Below are 21,587 nucleotides of genomic sequence, written 5' to 3'. Positions count from 1 at the left end.
ATCGATATTCAGTCTATGATAATGCTCAAGAAGCGCCACAGGCAACGCCCCAAACACTGCTCGACCAACTGCTCCGGTATTTTTGACCAGGAGAGGCAAAAAAGCCCATCTAGCCATACAGGCTCGATGGGCTTTTTTTCGACCATATTGTTAATGAATAGGCATGAAATGACAGTTCGCACGGCGATTCCCGTTGGGCTTCTGTGTTCGACCACTGGCGACTACGGAAACATTGGTCGAGCGATGCTTTCCGGCGCGCTGCTGGCCGTTCGTCAGGTCAATGAGGATCCGTCTTTTCCCTTCTATCTTAAACCGGTCGAAGCAGATCCCGGTGGGCGCCTGGAAGGATACTTTGCGCTAAGCCGGGAGTTGGTTGAAAATCAAAAAATCGGCCATGTCGTTGGGTGCTATACATCATCGAGCCGGAAGGAAGTCATTCCGGTTTTTGAACGTGCCGATGCCTTGCTTTGGTATCCATCGCACTACGAAGGCTTCGAGTGCAGCGATAGTGTGGTCTACCTTGGCGCTGCACCGAACCAACACATCGTACCGCTAGCGGGGTACATGATGTCAGCGCACGGCAAGCGCGTGTATTCACTCGGCTCTAACTATGTATGGTCTTGGGAATGTAATCGCGTGATGCGAGACATTGTTGAGTCGAACGGCGGTCGAATCTTGGCAGAGCGGCATATTGAGCTGGGAGGAACGGACCTGCAACGCGTGATGCAAGAGATTCATGATTTGAAGCCCGACTTCATATTTTCGTCAGTGATTGGAGCGACAACAGCTGCGCTTCTGGTTGCGTACAGCGAACAACGATTGCAGTGGTCGGATAAAACGGCTAAGCATCCTCCTATCGCTAGCTGCAACATCTCTGAAATGGAACTCAATGCGGCGCCGCGAGACGCAAGGGCCGGGCATATCGCTTCGTCGGTGTACTTTCAAAGCGTAGAGACGAATGCCAATCACGAATTTCTAAACGCTTACCACGCTCAATTTGGTCAATCTGGCGTGACGGTGTCAGACGCAGAAGCGTCGTACATCGCTGTACATCTGCTGGCGCGGGCTGTTAGGGCTTGTGGTTCGGCAGAACCAGGGAAAGTGCGCGAAGCCGTGACTGCGTGCCGATTTGATGCGCCTCAAGGCCCTGTCTGGGTCGACGGTGAGAATCGCCATACGTTCCTTACTCCTCGGCTCGCCAGGTCCAATCAGTCCGGACAATTTGAGATTATTCACACGGCGCCCGAGCCGGTCAAACCCGATCCTTACCTTGTCTGGTTTGATGCGAAACGGGACGCGCACGGTTGGTCGACGGACCAGTACGCGCTGAACGAAAAGCCGCACCGGAAATTGAGGGCAGTGTGATGAAAACAAGGTCCATGCCCGTGTTCAGAGGTCGCTATGCGTTGATCGTGCACAAGGACGACCGAGATAGGCGAGCGCTGGAATCGCAGCTAGCGCGTTTAGGTATGACGGTCGATTGCAGAACGAGCGTAACAGGTGTGGATTGGCCAGCGGTGCAGGTTTGTTTTTTCGACGCTGATACGCATCGAAGGCACGCATTTCCTTGGGTTGCCGGCAAGCCGAGTATTCCATTGATCGCACTGATTGGCCTGGAAACTCCCGAACGCATTCACTGGAGCTTTTTGCAAGGGATTTCCGCGTTTCTAGTCAAGCCGATTCGGTCGAATGGTACGTATCTCGCATTGATGCAGGCTGAACACGTGCACCAACAAAATGGCGCGACGGATTTGGAACTTAACGATTTAAAAGATCGTGTGAAATCCCGACGTATTGTGTTCAAGGCGCTGGTGCAGACAATGAAGCGGTGCAACCTCAGTGAAGATCAAGCCTTTGACCGCATTCGAGAAATTAGCATGAATCACGCAATATCAATTGAAGAGCTATGCGTCGCCCTCGTATGCGGAGAATCTCTCGATGACTGGAAAACGAACGACTCCGGAACAGGTTGAGGCCGGGCATAGTTTCAACCATTAACATTTTTCCTTTCCTGACACATGCGATGAACTGGCTCAAAACATCTATCATGCACACGCGCGGCGTTGCGCGTGGCGAAGTTGGCAAAACCCACGAACTTTCGGAGGAACGCCAGGCGGAATTTCACTACACAATTGGACCGTACTCCACTCCTGTTTTGACTATCGCCCCGGGAGACAGGGTGGTCGTCGACACATTGGATGCGTACGAAGGCAAGCTCAAGACGGAAAAAGACCTTCCGAGCCGGCATCTGAGGATTCCTTTTCTGAATCCACAAAACGGCCCGATTATGGTGAACGGCGCCGAAAAAGGTGACGTTCTCGCCGTGTACATCGAATCGATGCTGCCGCGAGGGGACAATCCACGTGGGACGACGTGTCTTATTCCTGGCTTTGGAGCGCTTACAGGAACCGACTATACGGCGATTCTTAACGACCCGTTACCCGAAATAACGCGTAAGGTCGACCTCGACGAGGAGGGCGTGTACTGGAGCAAACGAGTGCGACTGCCATACAAACCGCACATCGGAACTCTCAGTGTTTCGCCAGAGATAGATTCGATCAATTCACTGACGCCGGACAATCATGGGGGCAACATGGATGTTCCGGACATGGGTCCGGGGAGCATCACCTATCTGCCGGTCCGATCACCTGGGGCTAGATTGTTCATTGGGGACGCGCATGCCTGCCAGGGTGACGGTGAGCTTTGCGGCACGGCAGTCGAGTTTGCGAGTCGCACGACTATCCATATTGATCTAATAAAGAGCTGGCAGATCGCATGGCCGCGCCTCGAAACCGAAGATCTGTTAATGACAATAGGGAGTGCCCGACCTTTGGAAGATGCAACTCGCATAGCCTACAAAGAGCTCGTTCTTTGGATGGCTGCGGAATATGGATTTGACAAATGGGATGCGTACATGATTCTTAGCCAAGTTGGAAAGGTCCGGTTGGGAAATTTCGTTGACCCAAAATATTCAGTTGGAGCTGCCATACAAAAGCATTATCTGAAGAGTTAGCTAGACGGAAAACTTTATGCAGAAGTGTGTTGACACGATTTTTTTGTAGCTTGTAAATTAAGCCATAGATGAAGTAGCAGTTGTTAGGAAGAAAGCAGATTTTGGCGGACTTCTTCTGATTTTACTAACTTGCCTTGCGTGGACGCGCTAGGCGTGGCGACAAAGCCCTTTGCACTTTGTAAGTGCGAAGGGCTTTTTTTTCAAGTTCTGAACGCTGAAATGTTCGCTTGGAGAGCTAGCCCAGACCAATTCGCCCATTAGCTGCGACGCGGTCAAATTGTCCAACGTTGCAATTCTCTCTTTTTGAGACGCGTCGCTCTGTGTATCTAAGTGACGACAAGTTTTACGCGAGCTCGATAGAGACGGTGTTAGCGCTTTCGAGTGTCGATCTAGTTATCGACAAGCGTGTGTCGCCTTTGTTGCCTTAATCGATTAACCGACACTTTCGCTCATAAAGTAGCGTCGACCTAGTAGCTTCGCGATTGGCGTTGCGCGATGAACAGTTCACGCTGGGCTCTACCAATTAGACGCCACCCGCTTTGCGATCGTAAAAGTCGCCGACGACTATTAAACGCCTAAGGATGAACAGTCATGACTTCCGCGCTCCCTAAATCTATCGAAGAGCTTGTCGTCGCTTGCAACGTGACCAAAATGTTTGGCCCAGTGGCGGCATTGAAGGACGCGTCGTTGACCTTGCGATGTGGCGAGGTGCACGCGCTAGTTGGTGTCAACGGTGCAGGTAAATCGACGTTGTCGCGAATCCTAAGCGGCCATGTGCGCCGTACCGAAGGGACGCTTCTTCTTCGTGGCGAGGAAGTTGACTTTGCCTCCCCGAGAGAAGCGATGCGCCGAGGCGTTTCACTCGTGATGCAAGAAACGAGCATCGCTCCCGACATGTCTGTCATGGAAAACGTGTGCCTTCCTCGCTTCGGGATTCAGGGGGCTATCCAGTGGGCTCAAATGCGTTCATTGACCCGGGAAATTTTGGAGGAGCTGGGGCAGGCGGCGCAGATATCGCTCACCAAACGAGCAGGCGACCTTTCTATGGCGCAGCGTCAGATCATTGAAATCGGGCGAGCGTTACAGCAGGATTCGGATCTCATCATCTTTGACGAACCAACCGCCTCATTGTCGCCAACAGAGGTATCGAGCCTTTTTGTAGTCATGCGGATGTTGCGTTCGCGCGGGAAAGCGCTTGCATTTGTGTCACACCGGCTTGAAGAGATTTTCGATATCACCGACGCGGTAACAGTGATGCGTGACGGTCGGACGATAGAGGCGAGCGTACCAATTGCGAGCCTCACGCCGAATAGTCTTGTTCGGATGATGGTCGGTCGAGACATCGAGAATCTTTACGAGCGCAAACATCCCACAGGGCAAGAATTAGCTAAGCGCCAGCCTTTGCTTACAGTGCGAAATTTGGCTTGTGCGCCCGCTGTCAAAGACGTTTCCTTCACGCTACACGCGGGGGAAATTTTAGGCCTTGCTGGCTTGGTTGGCGCGGGCAGGTCGGAGACGCTTGAAACGCTCTTTGGTCTAAGGCGTCGAGACAGCGGTGAAGTGATTTTGAACGGCGCCCCGTTTAATGCACGCACGCCGAAAGCTGCAGTTTCAATGGGGCTCGGAATGATCGGTGAAGATAGGAGAAGGCAGGGAATCATCCCCGATTTTTCAGTGACTGAGAACCTGCTGCTTGCTCATCTTGGACACGACCGTGATTTTCGACGTAACTACCAAAAGCATCGCGACGCTATTCGTGCGCTGTTGACTGAGCTCGACATGCCAGCGCATGTGCTAGACGCACCGATATTGGGTTTAAGTGGCGGACAACAACAAAAAATCATTTTTGCAAGATGGCTGCTTCTGAGCCCGATGGTGCTGTTGCTCGATGAACCGACGCGTGGGGTGGACATCGGAACACGAAACGTCATTTACCAAATCATTCGGAAAATCGCAGATAAGGGCGTCGGCGTAATTTGTGTTTCATCCGACTTTGAAGAGGTGCTTGGTCTCGCTGACCGAATTGTGGTATTGAGCGACGGCTCATCAGTCGCCGAAACATCGAGCGAACTGCTCGATCCGGAAATTCTAACGATGCTATCGGCACCTCGTTCATCGGCTAGCGGGTTGCGCAAGGTGCTCAACGACGTGGCCCAATTTGCGGGTGGATGCGCTTATTGGTTCCAAGTCGAGCGGGATACGGTGTTCTGCTTTGACAAGGCAGGAGATGAAGCTCTTGACATCGGTGTGCAACCGAACCGTTTTCCGCTAATTCACGACACGGGGATCTTTACGGCATTGCAGAAGCTCGACATAGCCAGCTCGTATTGCAAAGACGAACATTTCTCGACCATCAGTTTTCCTGTGTGTAACCAGAATGGCCACGGTTTTGGTTACATCGGCAGCACGGTCGATAGCCAGTCAATTCGTTGCAGCTCGGACGAGCTCTGGATGCGCGTTGAGGAGAGCATGCGTCAGTTTTGTGGTTCTCAACTTCAGATACGGCAATGTGAGAAGGAATCAACAGTATGAAAGTCCTATCAACCAATGCGGAAAAGGCGCAAATGTCTACACACTCCTGGCCAGCGATAAGGGCCTTCGCATATCGATTTCAGATCGAGTGCCGAATGTTTGCTGTACTCGTCGTCCTTACCATCGTTATATCCGTCGTATCGCCGCACTTTCTTTCATACGGAAACGTTGCGAATCTAATGGATCAATCGGTCGTAACGGGCATCGTCGCGATCGGACAAACGTTTGTGATTCTTGTTGCAGGCATCGACCTGTCGGTCGGTGCGTTGACCGGGATCTCGTCAGTGGTCCTTGGGCTTGCGATGACATCAACGGGGCTTCCTGTGCCCGTGGCGATGCTTGCGGCATTAGTTTGCGGAGGCTTACTAGGGTTGGTTAATGGCTTCCTCGCGACTTTCGGAAAAATCGCGCCGTTCATTGTGACGCTTGGCATGATGTCTATCGGACGGTCGCTCGCCTACATCGTTAGTAACGGAAACGCGATTTCGTCGCTGCCGGATTCCTTTGCTGTTCTCGGTTCATCTGAGCTCTTCGGATTGCCGCTGAATTTCCTGTTCGTGGTCATTCTGTTCGCGCTCGCATGGGCCTATCTTTCGTTCACAAAAGGTGGGCGAACGATTTACGCCATCGGCTCGAACATTGAGGCAGCGCGAGCAAGCGGGCTAAAAGTATCGTTCTATATGTTGCTCGCATATGTACTTTCTGGCGTTCTCTCAGGCGTTGCTGGCGTGATGTTGAGTTCACGTTTGATGTCGATTGACCCCGTTGCCGGGACAGGCCTTGAGCTCGATGCGGTCGCCGCTGTCGTCATTGGCGGGGCAAGCCTATTCGGCGGACGCGGTTCGATGATCGGAACGTTTTTAGGTGTTGTGATCATGGTCATGATCCGCAACGCACTGAATCTTTTGAATGTTGGTCCGTATTGGCAGGGCAGCGCCATCGGGGCAATCATCATTATCGCGGTGCTGGCCGAGCGTTTCGCCTCGAGTCGCACGAGCCGAAACCCAGTAAAGCATTGAAATCCTCAACCTTTATTTTTTCCCGTCTGGAGCTTACATGAAACGTCTTTTAAACTTTATTGGTCGTCGCTGTGCGACTACTTTGATGATCGCAACGATCGGCGTTTCGGCCATCGAATCGCCACAAGCGTTCGCTGATGGGACAGGGGCGGCTGGAAAGCACATCGCCTATCTGGCACCAAGTTTTGATATCCCGTTCTGGCGGACTGTGTCGAAAGCCGTTACCGAGACCGCCAAAAATGATGGTGGAACGGTGACAAGCTACGATTCGCATAACGATGCAGCGACGCAACTGAAGAACGTTCAAGATGCCATCGCTCAAGGCGTGGCGGGTATTGTCCTTTCGCCGACCGATTCGTCGACGGCACCGAGCGTGCTTGCCGTAGCCGCTCGCGCCAAAGTACCGGTTGTCATTGCGGACATCGGAACGAATTCGGGGGAATATGTCTCATTCGTCGTCTCCGACAATGAAACTGGCGCGTATGAAACTGGCAAGAAACTTGCGCAAGAGCTTAAAGCAAAAGGCTGGGAGAAGGGAGGATACGGCATCTGCACGATTTCACTTGCGCGACAAATCGGACAATGGCGTACTGAAGGATTCCGACGGGCGATGAGAGAAGCAGGCGTAAAGGAAGTTGCGCTGAACCAAATGCAGCGTTACACGACCGATGAAACCTTTCGCTTCGTTCAGGACATGATGACCGCTCACCCGGACATGCATGCGGTGTTCGTTGAGATTGATCAGCCGGTGCTCGGCGCCGCTCGCGCTATTCATGTAGCACACAGGGAAAACGACGTGGCTCTGGCTGGATTCGACGGTCTGCCGGAATTTGTCGACATGTTGGAAAATGGCTCATTGGTCGTTGCCGGCATGCAGCAGCCGTATATGATGGGGCAAAAATCTGTCGAGGCGCTTGTCGATCATTGGGCGGGGAAGGCATCGCCAAAAAAGATTGTCCTGCCGATGACAATCGTGACGAAGGACAACGTCCAGCAGCTTTTGCCCACATTGCAAAAAATGACCTTCCCGAGCGCCAACTGACGTGTATCAAAAAGGATGAATCATGCCAAAACCTCATTCTGGACCGACCGAAACTGACCCAGCTTTGCGTGTGAAAGCTCTCGAAACCTTATTAATCGAGAAGGGTTTAGTCGATGCCGCAACCCTGGACGCGTTCATTGACGTCTAGTTATCCGAGACGATAACCATCGACAAAAGCGGCGCTAATCTGGCTGCGCTGCACGGGGTGAACTCCGAGCGGGAGACGCCCATCACGATCCGTCAAGTCAAGTACCTGAATAACGTGGTCGAGCAAGACCATCGGGCCATCAAACGCATCACCCGACCGATGCTGGGCTTCAAGGATTTTCGTTGCGCCCGCATAATCCTGTCCGGCATCGAAGTAATGCATATGATCAGGAAGGGGCAGATGAAAACCGATAATGGAAGCCGTCCATCCGCCGCCGAGCAATTTTATTCGATGGTTATGTGAGCAGTCCTTGTCATTTAGGGTTGCTCATCAAGATGGCCTTATCCCGACATAACCCATTACTTCGGTGGAGGTCCGCGACGCCGATGTACTTTCGATTCACTTTAAACTTGGCGAGCGCACGCGCGGAATTGTCGGCGAGAGCGAGCTTGCGCTAATGAAGCGGAGTGCTTATCTGATCAATACATCGCGGGGACGGATCGTGTCGGAAGCCGCGTTGATCGACGCGTTGCAGGCGGGGCAAATTGCCGGCGCAACACTCGATGTGTTCGATGAAGAACCGCTCGCGCCCCGGCATCCGTTCCGCTTTTTGCCGAATGTGCTGGCGACGCCGCATGTTGGCTATGTGACCGAAAACACCTACCGCGTGGCGTATCCGCAAATTGTGGAAGCAATCGGCACGTGGCTCGACGGTGTGCCGATTCGCGAATTGCCGGTATAGAAAGTAGAGTGCGGCGCCAAGGACACAGCCAGGAATTTTATTTTGAAACGCTACCCTCGTCGCGAATTCTGTTATATCGTTACGTCGTGGTTGGCAGTATTCAGGTCGACCTCGTGTGACTAGCAACTCCTGCATGTGTGGTCCATCGGCAACGAAGCCGACGCTGTAATGCTGCGAGTTGCATCGACACCAAAAATTATCCTACGCACTTTCGTGCAGTGGCAACAAGGCCCCGACACTCTTAACTGAGCCGGGGCTTTTGTGTTTTATGGCCTGGTTCGGGTTCGCGACCGAATAATTGAAACGCAGATATTCCTGGAGCTATCAATGATGAATCAAGCTGTGACCAACCCTGTTTCGTTGCCCGCGCCCATACCCGTTCGCGAGCTTCTGCCGTGGGCGCTGTTTGTCGGACTATTGCTCTTGCTGGCGATCTACTTCGTCGGGGCGGAGCAGGGCGCGACTGCCATCTTCAAAGGCATGTATGTACACGAGTTTGTCCACGACGGACGGCACTTGCTCGGATTTCCTTGCCACTGACAAGAGGTGTCCCATGGTCGGAAAATGGTTGTTGCGCGGAATGCTGGCAGGCGTCGTGGCGGGCCTCGTGACGTTCGCGTTCGGCAGGGTCGTCGGCGAACCCCAGGTCGATCAGGCGATCTCGTTCGAGCAGAAAATGGATGCTGCAAAAGGCGAGCCGGCCGAACCCGAACTGGTCAGCCGCCCCACGCAAGCAGGATTGGGGCTCCTGACGGGGGTCATGGTGTACGGCGCCGCCGTCGGCGGCCTCTTCTCGATGGTCATGGCCTACGCCTACGGACGGGTTGGACGTATCGACGCCCGTGGTCTGTCGGCATTGCTGGCGCTTATTGCGTTCGTTGTTATTGTGGTCGTTCCTGGTCTCAAGTACCCGGCGAATCCACCGTCGGTGGGAGACCCTGAAACAATCGGCATGCGCACCGGCCTTTACTTCACCATGCTTGCGATGTCCATTGCGGCGGCGGTTTTTGCGTCAAGGATCAGGCTGGCAACGATTGCACGACTGGGGAACTGGAACGCGACTATCGCTGGATGCGTGGCTTACGTCGTTATCATTTCTGTTATTGAGCTTTCCTTACCAGTCATCAATGAAGTTCCTTCCGCGTTTCCTGCCGTTGTGCTGTGGAAGTTCCGGATCGCAGCCCTCGGCATGCAGGTCGTGATGTGGACCACGATCGGTTTGTTGTTCGGCGCGCTTGTCGCGCGTAGCGTCAAGGAGCAAGGGTTTGTTCGCGGGTTGAGTTCGCCCGTGCGCTTATAAAAAAGATTAATGATCGTTGTTGCGGGCAATTTTTTTGCAGTAACTTGAATCTGTGAATAGCGCTTCGATCAAGCAGTTTTTTGCGGGCTTTTCCGGCAACGACGCCGGTTGGTATCGAGAACTTTAAACGGCGTTTTTCCATGAAGACGTCGTAATCTGCTCCCCTTTGTATTACGGATCTAGCGTGGTACAGCGTGGCAACGATGCCCGGCACTCGCAAGAGTTGTTGGGCTTTTTTTGCTCGCTGCGTTGTTCGCCTGGATTGCGCTGCCTCGTCAATCAATGTCTCGAAACAGGAGAATCACATGCAAAACGATGATGAAAAGACTGTTCCGCCATCCCCCCCCACCTTGCGAATCAAGGCGATCCAATCGCTGCTGATCGAGAAGGGAATACTCGACCCCGCTGCGGTCGACGAGATTATCGATGTGTTCGAGCACCGGCTCGGACCCAAGAATGGTGCTGCGGTCATTGCTAAAGCCTGGACGGACCCGGAATTCAAGGCGTATCTGCTCGAAGATGCAACGGCCGCGATCCATGGCCTGGGTTACACCGGCATGGAAGGCGCCCATCTTCATGTTGCGGAGAACACACCGGAAGTTCACAACCTGGTCGTGTGCACGCTGTGTTCGTGTTATCCGTGGCCTGTGCTCGGCTTGCCGCCTACGTATTTCAAGGCGCCGCAATATCGGTCCCGCGCTGTGATCGACCCGGTTTCCGTGCTCGATGAATTCGGCGTGAAGATTGCCGACAACGTCGAGATCCGGGTGTGGGACAGCAACGCGGAGATTCGCTATATCGTCATGCCGGAGCGGCCAAAGGGCTCGGAAGGCATGAATGAAGCAGAACTCGCTTCGTTGGTAACGCGGGATTCCATGATCGGCACCGCGTTGCTGAAACCTGTCACGCACGCTTCTTCCGGAGCAGGAAAATGAACGGAATTCACGATGTCGGCGGCATGCATGGACTAGGTCCGATCAAGCTCGACCCCAATGAACCGGTGTTCAAGTCGGACTGGGAACGCCAAGTCTTCTCCACTATAGGACTCTACTTCGCAGGGGGACTTTGCCCCATCGACGAATTTCGACACGCGGTCGAGATCATGGACCCGGCTGAGTACCTGAGCACCTCGTACTACGTGCATTGGTACCACGCGATGGAAACGCTCGCGATCAACAACGGCCTGCTCACCGAGGCCGAAATCGACGCAAAGGTCGAGCAACTCAGGCAAGGAGCGTGATCATGCAACTCGTCAAGAAAGAAGATGTGCTCGCACGCGTCAAATCGAACCCGGACTACGTGCGTCCGACTGACAGGCCCGAGCGCTTCAAGGCGGGCGACAAGATCATGGTGGCCAACCTCAGCCCGAGCGGTCATACGCGGTTGCCACGCTACGCGCGCGGACGCGTCGGCACGATCCAGAAGTGCTATGGATCGTTCGTTTATCCAGACACGGTCGCGCATGGAAAAGGCGAGCTGCCACAGCATCTCTATAGTGTCAGGTTCGATGCGACCGAACTCTGGGGCGCCGGCGCTTCCCCGCGACACAGCGTGTACCTGGATCTGTGGGACGACTATATTGCGGGCGCTCTATAAAGGAGTCGATCATGAATGCGAGCATGAACAAGGAGCAGCGGGCAGGGTTGCTCCGGGAGCCGGAACTTGGCTTCGGCGAACCCTGGCAAGCGGAGGCGTTCGCAACCGCGCTGCAGCTTTCGCGAGGGGGCGTGTTCAGCTGGACCGAGTGGGTGGACGCGTTTTCATCGACGATTGCATCGCAGCCCGTGCGCGATGGCGAGTCGGTCGGCGACGCTTACTATCGGCAATGGATGACCACGCTCGAATCGATGCTCGGGGCGCGGCTCTGTGTATCGGAGCAAGCTGTCAGCGAGCGTCAGGCTCTTTGGCACAGCGCCTATCTCAACACGAGGCATGGCGATCCGGTGGTGCTGGCGAATGCATCGAGAGCCGCGGAATCCGCGGGCCACGAGCACGAGCACGATCATGACGGCCATCACCACCACCACGCTGCGTCCGACGGATCTTCTGCCCGACGGACAGTGCCGAAGCCCGCAGCAGTGGTAACGGCGCGCGCAATCAAATAGCAATATTGGTTCAGGCGGGATTTGAAGGCCCAATGATGGGCTGCTAATTCGAATCGCGCTGTCTGGCACTGGACTCAGCAGCTCATATGGCAACGACGCCTCGCACTCCTTCAGGGAGTCGCGGGGCTTTTTTTTAACCTGACGCTACCTCCGACCCATGACCACTTCGATCAATACGCTTGAACCACCGGCGCCGGCCAAACCCCAGGCTTCGCGGATGAAAGACGTGTTGACGGGAGGCGCGACGCTCGCGGCACTCGTCTACATGGTGATGTTCGCGCTTTACGGAGTCTACGATCACGGCGCGTTCAGCCCGTATTCCATCACGAGCCTGACGAACAACGCCGCGCCGCTGATTCTGGCGGCAGCGGGGCAAACCGTCGTGGTGCTTACACGAGGCTTCGACCTGTCGCTGGTCGGGACGATCTCGGTGGCGAATGTGATCGTCGCGGCCTATCCCATCGCTGGACCGCTGGGCGGCGCCGTGAGCTTCGCTCTCTGCCTGGCGGTGGGCGCGCTCATCGGACTGTTGAACGGCTATCTGGTGGCTTATCGAGGCATTCAGACCATCGCTGCAACGCTCGGAACGATGATCATCTTCCAGGGAATCGCATTGCTGATCCTGCCGGTGCCGGGCGGCAGTGTCGCGGACTTCGTCAGCACTACGCTCACGGGAACGCTCGCCGGGTTTCCAGTCACCGGAATGTTCGTGGCAGTATTTGCAATCGCCTGGCTGGTATTGCGGCGCACGGACGTGGGGATCGCTTTCTACGCCTTAGGCGCTGACGAAACGGCCGCGGGGCTTTCGGGCATATCCGTCAGGAAAACACGTTGCCTTGCATTTGTGATCGCCGGCGTGTTCTACGGCGCCGCGGGCTTCATGCTGAGCGCGCAGACATCCACCGGCGATCCGAACTCGGGGCTTCCCTTTCTACTGCTGTCCTTCGCGGCGGTCGCGCTCGGCGGCACGAGTCTCGGCGGCGGACAAGGCGGACTGATCGGGTCGATGGTCGGCGCGGCCGTCCTGTTGCTGATGCAGAAGATGCTGTTCGCGGTCGGAGTCTCGTCGTTCTATACCGGGCTATTCCAGGGCTTGCTTCTCATCGCCGCCATTCTCTGCGAACGCGCCCTGCATCGCATTCGCCACAACGGAGCCAGCGCATGAACACCAAATCGAATACCTCCCCGTTGGTTGAATTGCGACGCGATACGCGGCGCGCAAGCAAGCTCGACCCCGACCTTGTCACTGCAGCATTGCTTTTGGTGTTGACCATAGCCATGCTCGCGGGCTCGCGGCTCATCAGTTCGAGTCTTGGGTCGTGGTCGCAGGTACAGACCGTCCTGACTCTCGGAACGTTCTTGCTGCTGGTATCGTTTGGACAGGGTGTCGTGGTCCTTTCCGGCGGGCTGGATCTTTCCGTAGCCGCCATGTTCATGTTCGGCGGCGTGATGACCACGGCACTGGTCGAAACCGGCGACGCGGGTGCGTGGTATCTGATACCCGGCGTTATGCTTGCCGCCGGTATAGTGGGTTGCATCAGCGGCGTCGGCGTGGCGCGCCTCAAGATCCCGCCATTCATCATGACGATGGGCATGGGGATTATCGTCGGCTCCCTCGCACTGGGTTATACGAGCGGCAGCACGCTGGGCGCATCGCCCCAGTTCCTCGAAGATTTGATGAAGGGGTCTGCGGGCGGTGTTCCTTACGTCGTGATCCTGTTCGTGTCGATCTGCGTGGTTGGCCTGCTGGTCCAGACCCGCACCGTGTTCGGGCGCAATCTATACGCTGTCGGCGGCAGCCCGGGTGCGGCGCGCGTCTCCGGCGTGCCCGTGACGCGCACGCTGGTCCTGGCCTACGCGGTGAGCGCCATGTGCGCGGCGGCTGGCGGGATCCTGCTCACCGGATACTCCGGAGGCGCGACGCTCAGCATGGGCGAACCCTATTTGCTTCCTTCCATTGCGGCGGTGGTGGTTGGCGGCTCTTCCATCCTGGGAGGTCGCGGAACGTTTGTCGGCACCATGGTCGGCACACTGTTCCTGACCACGCTCGATTCCCTCATCTCGGCAACCGGACTCGAACAGGGTTGGCGCCTGATTGTCTCGGGTCTTGTGATCGTCATCGCGCTGTTGCTGCAGACGTCGCCTGGCGGACCGCTTGCGGGATTGCGTAAAAAGGCACTCGACCTGTTCAGATAAACCCCGATCCAATTTAGAAACTACTCAATCCATATCGATTAGGATAACATATGAAAGTTAAATCATGGCTCAACGTGTTGAGCGCCGCGATGGCAGCGGTCACCTTGGCCGGAGCGGTATCGACGGCTTCCGCCCAGACTCCTCCCGCCGGGAAGAAGTACAAGATATTCCTGAGCCTCAGCTACTCCGGAAACAACTGGATGAGCGAGACGTCGAACGAGATCAAGGCGCTCGCGGCCACTCCGCCCTACGACAAGATGGTCGATTTGAAAGTGGTCATTTCGGGTACGGATCCACAAGCGCAGATCGCGGCATACGAAAGCATGATCGACGCGAAGGCCGACGGGATCATCAGTTTTCCGATATCCCCCACGGCATTGAACCGGACCGTAAAGCGCGGCTGTGAGAAGGGCGTGAAGTTCTTCATGTACGACTCGACCGTCACCGAGCCATGCGCCTACAACGTGAGTTACATCTCCGCCGGGTTCGGAGAAAATACGGCGCAAGCGCTCGTCAACGAACTTGGTGGCAAAGGCACGATCTTCATGAATCGCGGCGTGCCGGGAACGTCGGTCGACAAGCGGCACGCCGACGGCGCCAAGCACATATTTTCCCAGTACCCGGGCATCAAGGTCGTTTCGGAGTACTACGGCATGTGGGACGACCGCGTAAGTCAAAAGGAAACTGCAAAGGCGCTGGCCGCGCATCCGGACGTAGACGGCGTGTGGTCCGAACTGGGAGAAGCGGGCGTCCTCAAGGCTTTCGCCGACGGAAAAGGAAAAATTCCGCCGATCACTGGAGAAAACATGAATGGCTTTCGTCTGGGCTTTCTGAATCAGGACGATGTCAAACGCGGCTTCAAAGGGGTGTCGTCCGGATCGCCGCCTGCGACCGCCGGCTACGCGTTCAAGCTCATGATGGAAATCCTCACGGGAAAGCGCAATCTCAAACCGACGAACGTCGAGTATCCGCTTCCGTGGGCCACGGCTGACCAGATGAAACTGTGCAATGGAAAGGTTATTGCAGACGGCTGCAACACGTTCGCGGCCGGCCTCGTTCCGGACGGCTTTTCGGCGGAGATATACAACAAGAACTACTTGCCCGAAATTACGCTCGATTCGGCGCTCAAGGGCCTGCCCACGCCGGGCATGACGATCCAGCCGCTGCCAGCCGCTGTACCTGTCGCGGCGAACGAACCGGGTATCAATTGCGGCGACTGCAAGGCCGCACCCGACCAGTACAAGCTGACCGTGGTCAAGGCAACCGTCAAACCGTGAAGTCGCTGTCGCAAGACCCAACCGAGGGACGGACATGAACACGTCAGAACAAATCACGGTCGAAATGCGCTCGGTCTCGAAGTCGTACGGCGCGACCGTCGCGCTCGAAGACGTCTCGCTGCGCATTTGTCCCGGAGAAATCCAGGCGCTGCTCGGCGAGAACGGCGCAGGAAAGTCGACGCTGGTGAAGGTGCTTTCCGGCGTCGTAAAGCCGGACACGGGCAGCATGTCGCTCGATGGCCAGCCGTTCGCGCCAGCGCGTTTGCTCGACGCGCGCAACGCGGGGGTATCGACGGCGTTTCAGGAACTGAGTCTCGCGCCTAATTTATCGGTGGCGCAAAACTTCTTCCTGCCGCGGTCCTTGAAAGGGCGCGGCGGATTGAGTTCGATTGAACGCATGGCGTCGGCAACCACGCAGATCCTCGCGGATCACAACGTGCACGATATCGATGTAACGGCCAGCGTCGAGAGCTTGTCCCTTGCATCGCGCCAGCGCCTCGAGATCGTTCGGGCGATGCATCGGCAACCGCGGCTTCTCATTCTCGACGAGCCGACGGGCGCACTCGCCGATGTCGACTGGCTTTTCGGCCTGGTGCGTCGGGCGACCTCGCAAGGGACCGCGGTGCTGTACATCTCGCATCGACTGGCGGAGATTCGCGAGCTCGCGACGACCGCTACCGTACTGCGCAGCGGCCGCAGCATATCGACAGTTGCGCTCGCCGATGTAAGCGACGCCGAGATCTTCGAAATGATGGTCGGCAGACTCGCCAATGATCATCTCCGTCCCCGCCAGCGCGCGGACGAGGCGGTACGTGTAGACGCCCTGGTGCTGAACGATCTCGCGGGCAAGGGTTTCGATTCGGTATCGCTTAAGCTGGGGGCCGGGGAAGTCGTTGGCGTGGCTGCGCTCGAAGGGCAGGGGCAACGCGAACTCTTTCGCACGCTTGCCGGGCAGATGGTGCCATCGAGCGGACAAATCGTGCTGCAAGGCCGTTCGGTTCGCTTCAGCAATCCCGCCCAGGCGCTCGCGACGCAAGGCGGCATTGCGTTCGTCGCCGAGGACCGGAAGAGCGAAGGGATATTTCCGAATCTCTCCACCGCGGCGAACATCACTCAGCCGGTGCTTCGGCGACTCAGCCGATGGGGCGCGATCTCGGCCAGGCGCGAAGCGGCGTCGATCCGCACCGTCGCGCCGCAAGTCGAACTGGAGCCGCGCTATTTGCGTTTCAGGATAGGCAACCTGTCTGGCGGCAACCAGCAGAAAGCCTTAATCGCGCGGGCGCTGCTGACCGGTGCCAGGACTCTGCTGCTCTTCGATCCTACGCGCGGCGTGGACGTTGGCACCAAGGAAATCATCTACCAGGCAATCGAGGATTTCGCGTCGAACGGCGGGTCGGTCCTCGTCTACTCGACCGAGCTCGCCGAACTGATGCGGCTTGCGCATCGCTGCGTCGTCATGTATGGAGGCGCGGTCGCCGCGGACGTGCAGCGCGAGGACATGGACGAACGCCGCCTCGTCGCGCTGATGACGGGAAACGCCGCGTAAAGCGATTTAATTGCCCATGTTTTTAAACGCCAGCGTGCAGATCGTATGGGGCGAGGCACGCTTAAGAGAACGCAATCCATGATAGAAAATTTGAGAGTTGCAGCGGTCCAGTTCGAACCGTCGATGTTCGCCAAAGACGCCAACCTCGACGCATTGGCGGCGCTTGTGGAGGAAGCCGCGCAAGGGGGTGCGCGCCTGATCACAGTGCCGGAGATGGCGACCACGGGGTACTGCTGGGTTGATCGGGAAGAAGTCGCGCCTTTTGTCGAAATCATTCCCGGACCCACGACGGATCGATTCGGCGCGATCGCCAAGCAATATGACTGCCATGTGGTGATCGGCATGCCCGAGAGAGATGCCGACACGGACCTGTACTACAACAGCGCCGTGCTGATCGGGCCGGATGGCGTGGTGGGTGTTCATCGCAAGACTCATCCTTATATTTCGGAGCCGCGATGGGCTGCGTCGGGCGATTACGGCCATCAGGTATTCGCCACGCCTATTGGCCGGATCGCGCTGTTGATCTGCATGGACATCCACTTCGTGGAGACTGCACGGCTCGTTGCGCTGGACGGGGCTGAGATCATCTGTCACATCAGCAACTGGTTGGCCGAACGCACGCCCGCGCCGTACTGGATCAGCCGCGCGGCCGAGAACGGCTGCTTTCTTATCGAGAGCAACCGATGGGGTCTCGAGCGCGGCGTGCAATTCAGCGGCGGGAGTTGCGTTATCGACCAGAACGGAAAGGTGCTGGCATCGAGGGACGATGGCGACGGCATTGTGTTCGCTAGACTTACTTCGTCTCCCATGGCAGCGGACAGTCCGCGCGCGGCTTTCGAGCGACGCAGGCCCGACAAGTATCTTCAGTTGATGACGAACCCGTTCACCTGGAATCCGCTCGAGTTCCTCAGGTTGTACGGCATCTCCCCGCTATCAGCCGGACAAAGCTCGAAAGTGATGGTGGTGCAGCTTCGGCGTCACGCAAGGACCTCGGTGAACCTCGACCAGATCGAGGCGGTAATCACGAAGGTGATGGAGCATGACAAGCCTTCGCTCATCGTGTTCCCGGAATTATCGATGTCAGGGTTCGAAGGCACCGTGCCCGTGGCCGAGCCGGTGCCCGGCGCGGCCACCGACCGCCTGGTCAGGCTGGCGATGCGGCATGGCGTCTATCTCGTGGCAGGCATGGCTGAAGCAGCCGGGGAAGCGCGCTTCAATTGCGCGGTCCTGGCGGGACCGGAGGGACTGATCGGGTCGTACCGCAAGATTCATTTGCACGACGAGGACCTGCCATGGGCGTCGATGGGAGACTCCTGGCGCACTTTCGACACCGCCATTGGGCGCATAGGAATATTGATCGGCTACGATGCATTATTCCCGGAGTCAGCGCGAGTGCTTGCACTGTCCGGTTGCGATGTCATCGCTTGTCCAAGCGCACTTGCAGGCAGGTTCACCGGAACGCATCCAGGTTCGGCTATCCGCCAGAGCCACCCCATTCCAGTGTCCGCCGATCCTTTTCACTGGCATCATTTTCGGGTGCGCGCGGGCGAGAACAACGTTTACTTTGCCTATGCAAACCGCTTCGATCCCGAAAGCGGCCGATTGGGGGAGTCCGGTGTGTTCGGTCCCGATACCTTCGCGTTTCCGCGCCGGGAGGCGCTCGTTCACGATGACGAAGCCACTGCGACGCTTCTTATCGACACCGGTAACCTCGACACACCTTATCCAACCAACGTAGTGCGCAACAAGGACCTGCTGAAGATGCGACTGCCTCACCACTACGCGCCGTTGATCAAGCAGTGATCCGGCAAGCCGTCCGGATCGCATCGACCGGACGCCAGCCGTAAAGCAAAGGAGACCGAAATGTTGCAAGCATCGACCGGAGTGAGGTCGCCAGATTCCAAAGCGGCAGGGCGCGCAATCATCCCAGTCGGAATTTTGTACTCGCTGACCGGAACATATGGTGCGATCGGCCGCGAAATGCTTAACGGCGTATTGATGGCAATTGAGCAAGCCAACGCGCACGAAGCGAGCGAGTTCTTCCTTGAGCCGGTGATTCGCGACCCGGGCGGATCGCTCGACCAGTATTACGCGTTTTGCAGCGAGTTGCTGCATGGGGTCGGCGTGAGGCATGTGATCGGCTGCTACACGTCTGCATCGAGGAAACGCGTATTGCCGCTGATCGAAGGTGCGAACGCGCTGCTCTGGCACTCGCCACGATACGAAGGTTTCGAAAGCAGCGGCAACGTCATTTATCTGGGCGCGGCTCCCAATCAACACGTCATACCGTTGATCCGGCACGTCGTGAACCACTACGAATCGAAGATGTATAACGTCGGCTCGAACTACGTGTGGTCGTGGGAGATCAACCGGATTGCGAGAGAAGCCATGCACGATGTGGGCGGGCGGGTCGCGGGCGAGCGGCTCGTGCCGATAGGCGAGCGCGCGATCGAATCGATCATCGAGGACATTGTGGAGAAGCGTCCCGCGATCGTGCTCAACACGCTTGTTGGTGAGTCTGCTTACTGTTTTTATGACGCCTGGCAGCGTGCTGAGCGCGCGCATCCGTTCCTGAAATCCGATGACGTCGCGAGACTAAGCCTGACCCTCTGCGAGCCCGAAGTCAAACTGGTCGGTGCGAAGGCGGTCGAGGGGTATCTGGTTTCGTCAGTCTACTTCCAGTCGATAGACAGTCCCGAAAACATTCGGTTTCTACATGATTATCACGAACGCTTCGGGACTGAAAGCTCACCCTCGGTCGACACGGAGGCGGCTTACCTGATCGGCGTTTTTCTCAGCCGGTCGATCAACGCATGCGGGACCGACGAAACCGTGGCCGTGCGCAACGCGGTTTATGCACAGACGGTCGCCGCGCCCCAGGGCGAAGTTCGCATCGATACGGACAACAATCACAGCTTTCTCACGCCACGCATAGCGCGCTGTGGTGCTGATGGACAGTTCGAGATCTTTTGGCAATCTCCCGAACCGGTCAAGCCTGATCCGTACCTGACCTGGGTGGATTTATCCGACCTGGCACAGCCGAACGGCATTGCGTCTACGCTGCACGACGGCGGGGAGATGTAATGTGAAGAAAACGACCTTGTCGCTGCGAGGCAAGCGAATCTGCGCACTCTATTGCGAGAGCAAGGATCAGATCAACCTGGAGCAGCAGCTTCGGCGACAGGGAGCGGAGGTCGACTTCTTCAATTTTTTCCCGGAACCGCTAACGTTAATATCCTTTGATTTCATTGTTTTCGATGGAGATCATGCGTCGCTGCAAAATCATGGCAAAGAGTTGCGTTGGCCGGACGTACCCAGGATTGCAATACTCGGGACCGAGACGCCATCGCGGCTTCAGTGGATCATCGAGCAAGACGTCGCGGGCTATATGCGCAAGCCGATCCGATATGACGGAGTGCTTTCCGCATGCGTGCTTGCGGAAAATGCTCATCTTTCCCGGCGGGGTCTCGAAAGTCGCGTGGATCAGTTGGAGGAGCGAGTAAAGGCTCGCCGGTTCGTAATCTCTGCGCAATTGCAACTGATGAGAGAGCGGCAAATCAACGAGCGGGATGCATACGCGGCACTGCGCACGCTTGCCATGAAGCGGCAAATCAGTCTTGAGCAAATGAGCATCGATCTGCTCTCGCACGTCGATATTAACGGCTGCAAGTCTGAATTACCCTCAGACCATGATGACCGTTCATCATCCGCTCCGGCTAGTTCGGACGCAACGACGAGAGCAAGAACATAATGCTTTCGCCAGTCTAGCGATATAAATCGACCGTTGGCCGGCCGCCTCCAAGGGAGCCGGGGGCGCCCAATCGACACAGACGGTCGATTCTACGGCAAACAATGCGGTGCGCTCATTGAGCGTCGGCGGATCGGCATGGGCGGTCAACGTTAATCTCTTCGGGTCGAATTCCCCGCCCCTTGCGCCGTAGAAGTAGACTTTGTGGATGAGCGAATACATCCACAAGAGCCACGACGTGACGGTGTTGCTGTACCACCTCGTGTTTTCGGCAAAGTACCGCCGGGCGGTATTCGACAATCGGGTTGACGAAGTTCTAAAAGAGGTATGCCTTGAGATTGCGGAGCGCTACCAGGTGAAGTTTCTGGAGATCGGGACGGACAGGGATCATGTTCATTTCTCGTTCAGTCAGCGTCGACCAGGCCGTCTACCTTAACCACCGCACGGCCGATGCGGATCCCGATCGTGCCCCCAGGACACGGCGGCTTCATACCTGACCCTTGCGGATCGCCCGACGATGACGCAACGACCTGCGTCGGCGCGTCACTCAGCGGTACGACCGGGAGGAGGCTGGTAGACGGAGCTTGCTGCTCGGCAAGATATCGCCGTCACCGGGTGTACAGCATGTTCGCGTTGATGCCATTCTCACGGGCCAGTCTCGCGACCGAGACGCCCGGCTCGCACGCTGCTGCCGCCAGCCGGTCCCGAAGCTCCCGTGCGTAATTCGGACGGCCTGCTCGACTACCCAGCATCTTCTCTGGAGACTCTGACAAAGTGGTGTCCATCGAAAATAATATACGATGAAGAGGTGAAAAAAACATCTTGTTTTAAGGTAGTTCGTAGCTTCGAACGAGCAAACACTGCACCACTTCCTCCACGCTGTGTCGGACGAAGTAGGCGGAAACCCGCGCTAGCGGAA

21 protein-coding genes and 2 pseudogenes are annotated in these 21,587 nt (G+C 56.6%); 22 read left to right on the top strand and 1 reads right to left on the bottom strand.

Features of this window, described 5'->3' with window-relative positions; all coding sequences use genetic code 11:
• Positions 1-15 precede the first annotated feature (15 nt).
• The 22 genes and pseudogenes from ACSQ8V_RS24105 to tnpA form a co-directional block, all read left to right on the top strand.
• The gene (locus tag ACSQ8V_RS24105; protein ID WP_436207382.1) at positions 16-1,365 is read left to right on the top strand and encodes a transporter substrate-binding domain-containing protein; all 1,350 of its coding nucleotides are present in this window, start codon (positions 16-18) and stop codon (positions 1,363-1,365) included.
• On the top strand, positions 1,365-1,973 hold the full coding sequence (locus ACSQ8V_RS24100) for an ANTAR domain-containing response regulator (protein WP_436207381.1): 609 nt from the start codon (positions 1,365-1,367) through the stop codon (positions 1,971-1,973). Before ACSQ8V_RS24105 ends, ACSQ8V_RS24100 begins: the two co-directional genes overlap by 1 nt.
• Positions 1,974-2,023: 50 nt before the next feature.
• Complete coding sequence (locus ACSQ8V_RS24095) at positions 2,024-3,013, top strand: acetamidase/formamidase family protein (RefSeq protein ID WP_436184227.1); 990 nt, start codon at positions 2,024-2,026, stop codon at positions 3,011-3,013.
• Positions 3,014-3,604: 591 nt separating this feature from the next.
• The gene (locus tag ACSQ8V_RS24090; protein WP_436184226.1) at positions 3,605-5,545 is read left to right on the top strand and encodes a sugar ABC transporter ATP-binding protein; all 1,941 of its coding nucleotides are present in this window, start codon (positions 3,605-3,607) and stop codon (positions 5,543-5,545) included.
• A gap of 95 nt (positions 5,546-5,640) precedes the next feature.
• Complete coding sequence (locus ACSQ8V_RS24085; RefSeq protein ID WP_436207380.1) at positions 5,641-6,564, top strand: ABC transporter permease; 924 nt, start codon at positions 5,641-5,643, stop codon at positions 6,562-6,564.
• A gap of 37 nt (positions 6,565-6,601) precedes the next feature.
• Complete coding sequence (locus tag ACSQ8V_RS24080) at positions 6,602-7,606, top strand: substrate-binding domain-containing protein (protein ID WP_436184224.1); 1,005 nt, start codon at positions 6,602-6,604, stop codon at positions 7,604-7,606.
• A gap of 154 nt (positions 7,607-7,760) precedes the next feature.
• Positions 7,761-8,057 (top strand): annotated as a pseudogene (locus tag ACSQ8V_RS24075) (DDE-type integrase/transposase/recombinase); the annotation flags it as partial.
• A 64-nt stretch (positions 8,058-8,121) separates the two neighbouring features.
• The gene (locus ACSQ8V_RS24070) at positions 8,122-8,496 is read left to right on the top strand and encodes an NAD(P)-dependent oxidoreductase (protein WP_436207379.1); all 375 of its coding nucleotides are present in this window, start codon (positions 8,122-8,124) and stop codon (positions 8,494-8,496) included.
• A gap of 330 nt (positions 8,497-8,826) precedes the next feature.
• Positions 8,827-9,036, top strand: a complete 210-nt coding sequence (locus tag ACSQ8V_RS24065) for a CbtB domain-containing protein (protein WP_436184954.1) — start codon at positions 8,827-8,829, stop codon at positions 9,034-9,036.
• 13 nt (positions 9,037-9,049) lie between these two features.
• Positions 9,050-9,796, top strand: coding sequence for a CbtA family protein (locus ACSQ8V_RS24060; protein ID WP_436207378.1), 747 nt, complete (start codon positions 9,050-9,052; stop codon positions 9,794-9,796).
• A gap of 305 nt (positions 9,797-10,101) precedes the next feature.
• Positions 10,102-10,731: a nitrile hydratase subunit alpha gene (gene nthA / locus ACSQ8V_RS24055; protein WP_436207377.1), complete on the top strand. Its 630-nt coding sequence runs from the start codon at positions 10,102-10,104 to the stop codon at positions 10,729-10,731.
• Positions 10,728-11,036, top strand: a complete 309-nt coding sequence (locus ACSQ8V_RS24050) for a hypothetical protein (RefSeq protein ID WP_436184220.1) — start codon at positions 10,728-10,730, stop codon at positions 11,034-11,036. The genes nthA and ACSQ8V_RS24050 overlap by 4 nt, the downstream gene beginning before the upstream one ends.
• Before the next feature lie 2 nt (positions 11,037-11,038).
• A complete protein-coding gene (locus ACSQ8V_RS24045) occupies positions 11,039-11,392 on the top strand; it encodes an SH3-like domain-containing protein (protein ID WP_436184219.1) in 354 nt (117 codons plus the stop codon).
• Between the two features lie 11 nt (positions 11,393-11,403).
• A complete protein-coding gene (locus ACSQ8V_RS24040; protein ID WP_436207376.1) occupies positions 11,404-11,901 on the top strand; it encodes a nitrile hydratase accessory protein in 498 nt (165 codons plus the stop codon).
• 157 nt (positions 11,902-12,058) lie between these two features.
• Complete coding sequence (locus ACSQ8V_RS24035) at positions 12,059-13,066, top strand: ABC transporter permease (protein ID WP_436207375.1); 1,008 nt, start codon at positions 12,059-12,061, stop codon at positions 13,064-13,066.
• A complete protein-coding gene (locus tag ACSQ8V_RS24030) occupies positions 13,063-14,097 on the top strand; it encodes an ABC transporter permease (RefSeq protein ID WP_436184216.1) in 1,035 nt (344 codons plus the stop codon). The genes ACSQ8V_RS24035 and ACSQ8V_RS24030 overlap by 4 nt, the downstream gene beginning before the upstream one ends.
• A gap of 50 nt (positions 14,098-14,147) precedes the next feature.
• A complete protein-coding gene (locus tag ACSQ8V_RS24025) occupies positions 14,148-15,374 on the top strand; it encodes a sugar ABC transporter substrate-binding protein (RefSeq protein WP_436184215.1) in 1,227 nt (408 codons plus the stop codon).
• 34 nt (positions 15,375-15,408) lie between these two features.
• Complete coding sequence (locus ACSQ8V_RS24020) at positions 15,409-16,920, top strand: sugar ABC transporter ATP-binding protein (RefSeq protein WP_436207374.1); 1,512 nt, start codon at positions 15,409-15,411, stop codon at positions 16,918-16,920.
• A gap of 45 nt (positions 16,921-16,965) precedes the next feature.
• Complete coding sequence (locus ACSQ8V_RS24015; RefSeq protein ID WP_436207373.1) at positions 16,966-18,723, top strand: nitrilase-related carbon-nitrogen hydrolase; 1,758 nt, start codon at positions 16,966-16,968, stop codon at positions 18,721-18,723.
• Positions 18,724-18,783: 60 nt separating this feature from the next.
• Positions 18,784-20,004: a transporter substrate-binding domain-containing protein gene (locus ACSQ8V_RS24010; protein WP_436184212.1), complete on the top strand. Its 1,221-nt coding sequence runs from the start codon at positions 18,784-18,786 to the stop codon at positions 20,002-20,004.
• Between the two features lies 1 nt (position 20,005).
• Complete coding sequence (locus ACSQ8V_RS24005) at positions 20,006-20,671, top strand: ANTAR domain-containing response regulator (protein ID WP_436184211.1); 666 nt, start codon at positions 20,006-20,008, stop codon at positions 20,669-20,671.
• Positions 20,672-20,876: 205 nt separating this feature from the next.
• Positions 20,877-21,065, top strand: a pseudogene (tnpA, locus tag ACSQ8V_RS24000) (IS200/IS605 family transposase); the annotation flags it as partial.
• A gap of 211 nt (positions 21,066-21,276) precedes the next feature.
• On the opposite strand, the gene ACSQ8V_RS23995 reads toward tnpA, so the two are convergent.
• Positions 21,277-21,441 carry a transposase gene (locus tag ACSQ8V_RS23995; protein ID WP_436184210.1) on the bottom strand — a complete coding sequence of 55 codons (165 nt, stop codon included), beginning with the start codon at positions 21,439-21,441 and terminating at the stop codon, positions 21,277-21,279.
• Positions 21,442-21,587: the final 146 nt, after the last annotated feature.

It is taken from the genome of Caballeronia sp. LjRoot31 (assembly GCF_964253885.1).
In the GTDB taxonomy this organism is placed as follows: Bacteria; Pseudomonadota; Gammaproteobacteria; order Burkholderiales; family Burkholderiaceae; genus Caballeronia.
Note: the sequence above shows the minus strand (reverse complement) of the source record. Positions and strands in the feature narration are given on the sequence as shown.

Bases quoted from the DNA above. Each gene is read 5' to 3' on its own strand.
- ACSQ8V_RS24105 (WP_436207382.1), top strand. From the start codon at position 16: ATGATAATGCTCAAGAAGCGCCACAGGCAACGCCCCAAACACTGCTCG.
- ACSQ8V_RS24100 (WP_436207381.1), top strand. From the start codon at position 1,365: ATGAAAACAAGGTCCATGCCCGTGTTCAGAGGTCGCTATGCGTTGATC.
- ACSQ8V_RS24095 (WP_436184227.1), top strand. From the start codon at position 2,024: ATGAACTGGCTCAAAACATCTATCATGCACACGCGCGGCGTTGCGCGT.
- ACSQ8V_RS24090 (WP_436184226.1), top strand. From the start codon at position 3,605: ATGACTTCCGCGCTCCCTAAATCTATCGAAGAGCTTGTCGTCGCTTGC.
- ACSQ8V_RS24085 (WP_436207380.1), top strand. From the start codon at position 5,641: ATGTTTGCTGTACTCGTCGTCCTTACCATCGTTATATCCGTCGTATCG.
- ACSQ8V_RS24080 (WP_436184224.1), top strand. From the start codon at position 6,602: ATGAAACGTCTTTTAAACTTTATTGGTCGTCGCTGTGCGACTACTTTG.
- ACSQ8V_RS24065 (WP_436184954.1), top strand. From the start codon at position 8,827: ATGAATCAAGCTGTGACCAACCCTGTTTCGTTGCCCGCGCCCATACCC.
- ACSQ8V_RS24060 (WP_436207378.1), top strand. From the start codon at position 9,050: ATGGTCGGAAAATGGTTGTTGCGCGGAATGCTGGCAGGCGTCGTGGCG.
- nthA (WP_436207377.1), top strand. From the start codon at position 10,102: ATGCAAAACGATGATGAAAAGACTGTTCCGCCATCCCCCCCCACCTTG.
- ACSQ8V_RS24050 (WP_436184220.1), top strand. From the start codon at position 10,728: ATGAACGGAATTCACGATGTCGGCGGCATGCATGGACTAGGTCCGATC.
- ACSQ8V_RS24045 (WP_436184219.1), top strand. From the start codon at position 11,039: ATGCAACTCGTCAAGAAAGAAGATGTGCTCGCACGCGTCAAATCGAAC.
- ACSQ8V_RS24040 (WP_436207376.1), top strand. From the start codon at position 11,404: ATGAATGCGAGCATGAACAAGGAGCAGCGGGCAGGGTTGCTCCGGGAG.
- ACSQ8V_RS24035 (WP_436207375.1), top strand. From the start codon at position 12,059: ATGACCACTTCGATCAATACGCTTGAACCACCGGCGCCGGCCAAACCC.
- ACSQ8V_RS24030 (WP_436184216.1), top strand. From the start codon at position 13,063: ATGAACACCAAATCGAATACCTCCCCGTTGGTTGAATTGCGACGCGAT.
- ACSQ8V_RS24025 (WP_436184215.1), top strand. From the start codon at position 14,148: ATGAAAGTTAAATCATGGCTCAACGTGTTGAGCGCCGCGATGGCAGCG.
- ACSQ8V_RS24020 (WP_436207374.1), top strand. From the start codon at position 15,409: ATGAACACGTCAGAACAAATCACGGTCGAAATGCGCTCGGTCTCGAAG.
- ACSQ8V_RS24015 (WP_436207373.1), top strand. From the start codon at position 16,966: ATGGGGCGAGGCACGCTTAAGAGAACGCAATCCATGATAGAAAATTTG.
- ACSQ8V_RS24010 (WP_436184212.1), top strand. From the start codon at position 18,784: ATGTTGCAAGCATCGACCGGAGTGAGGTCGCCAGATTCCAAAGCGGCA.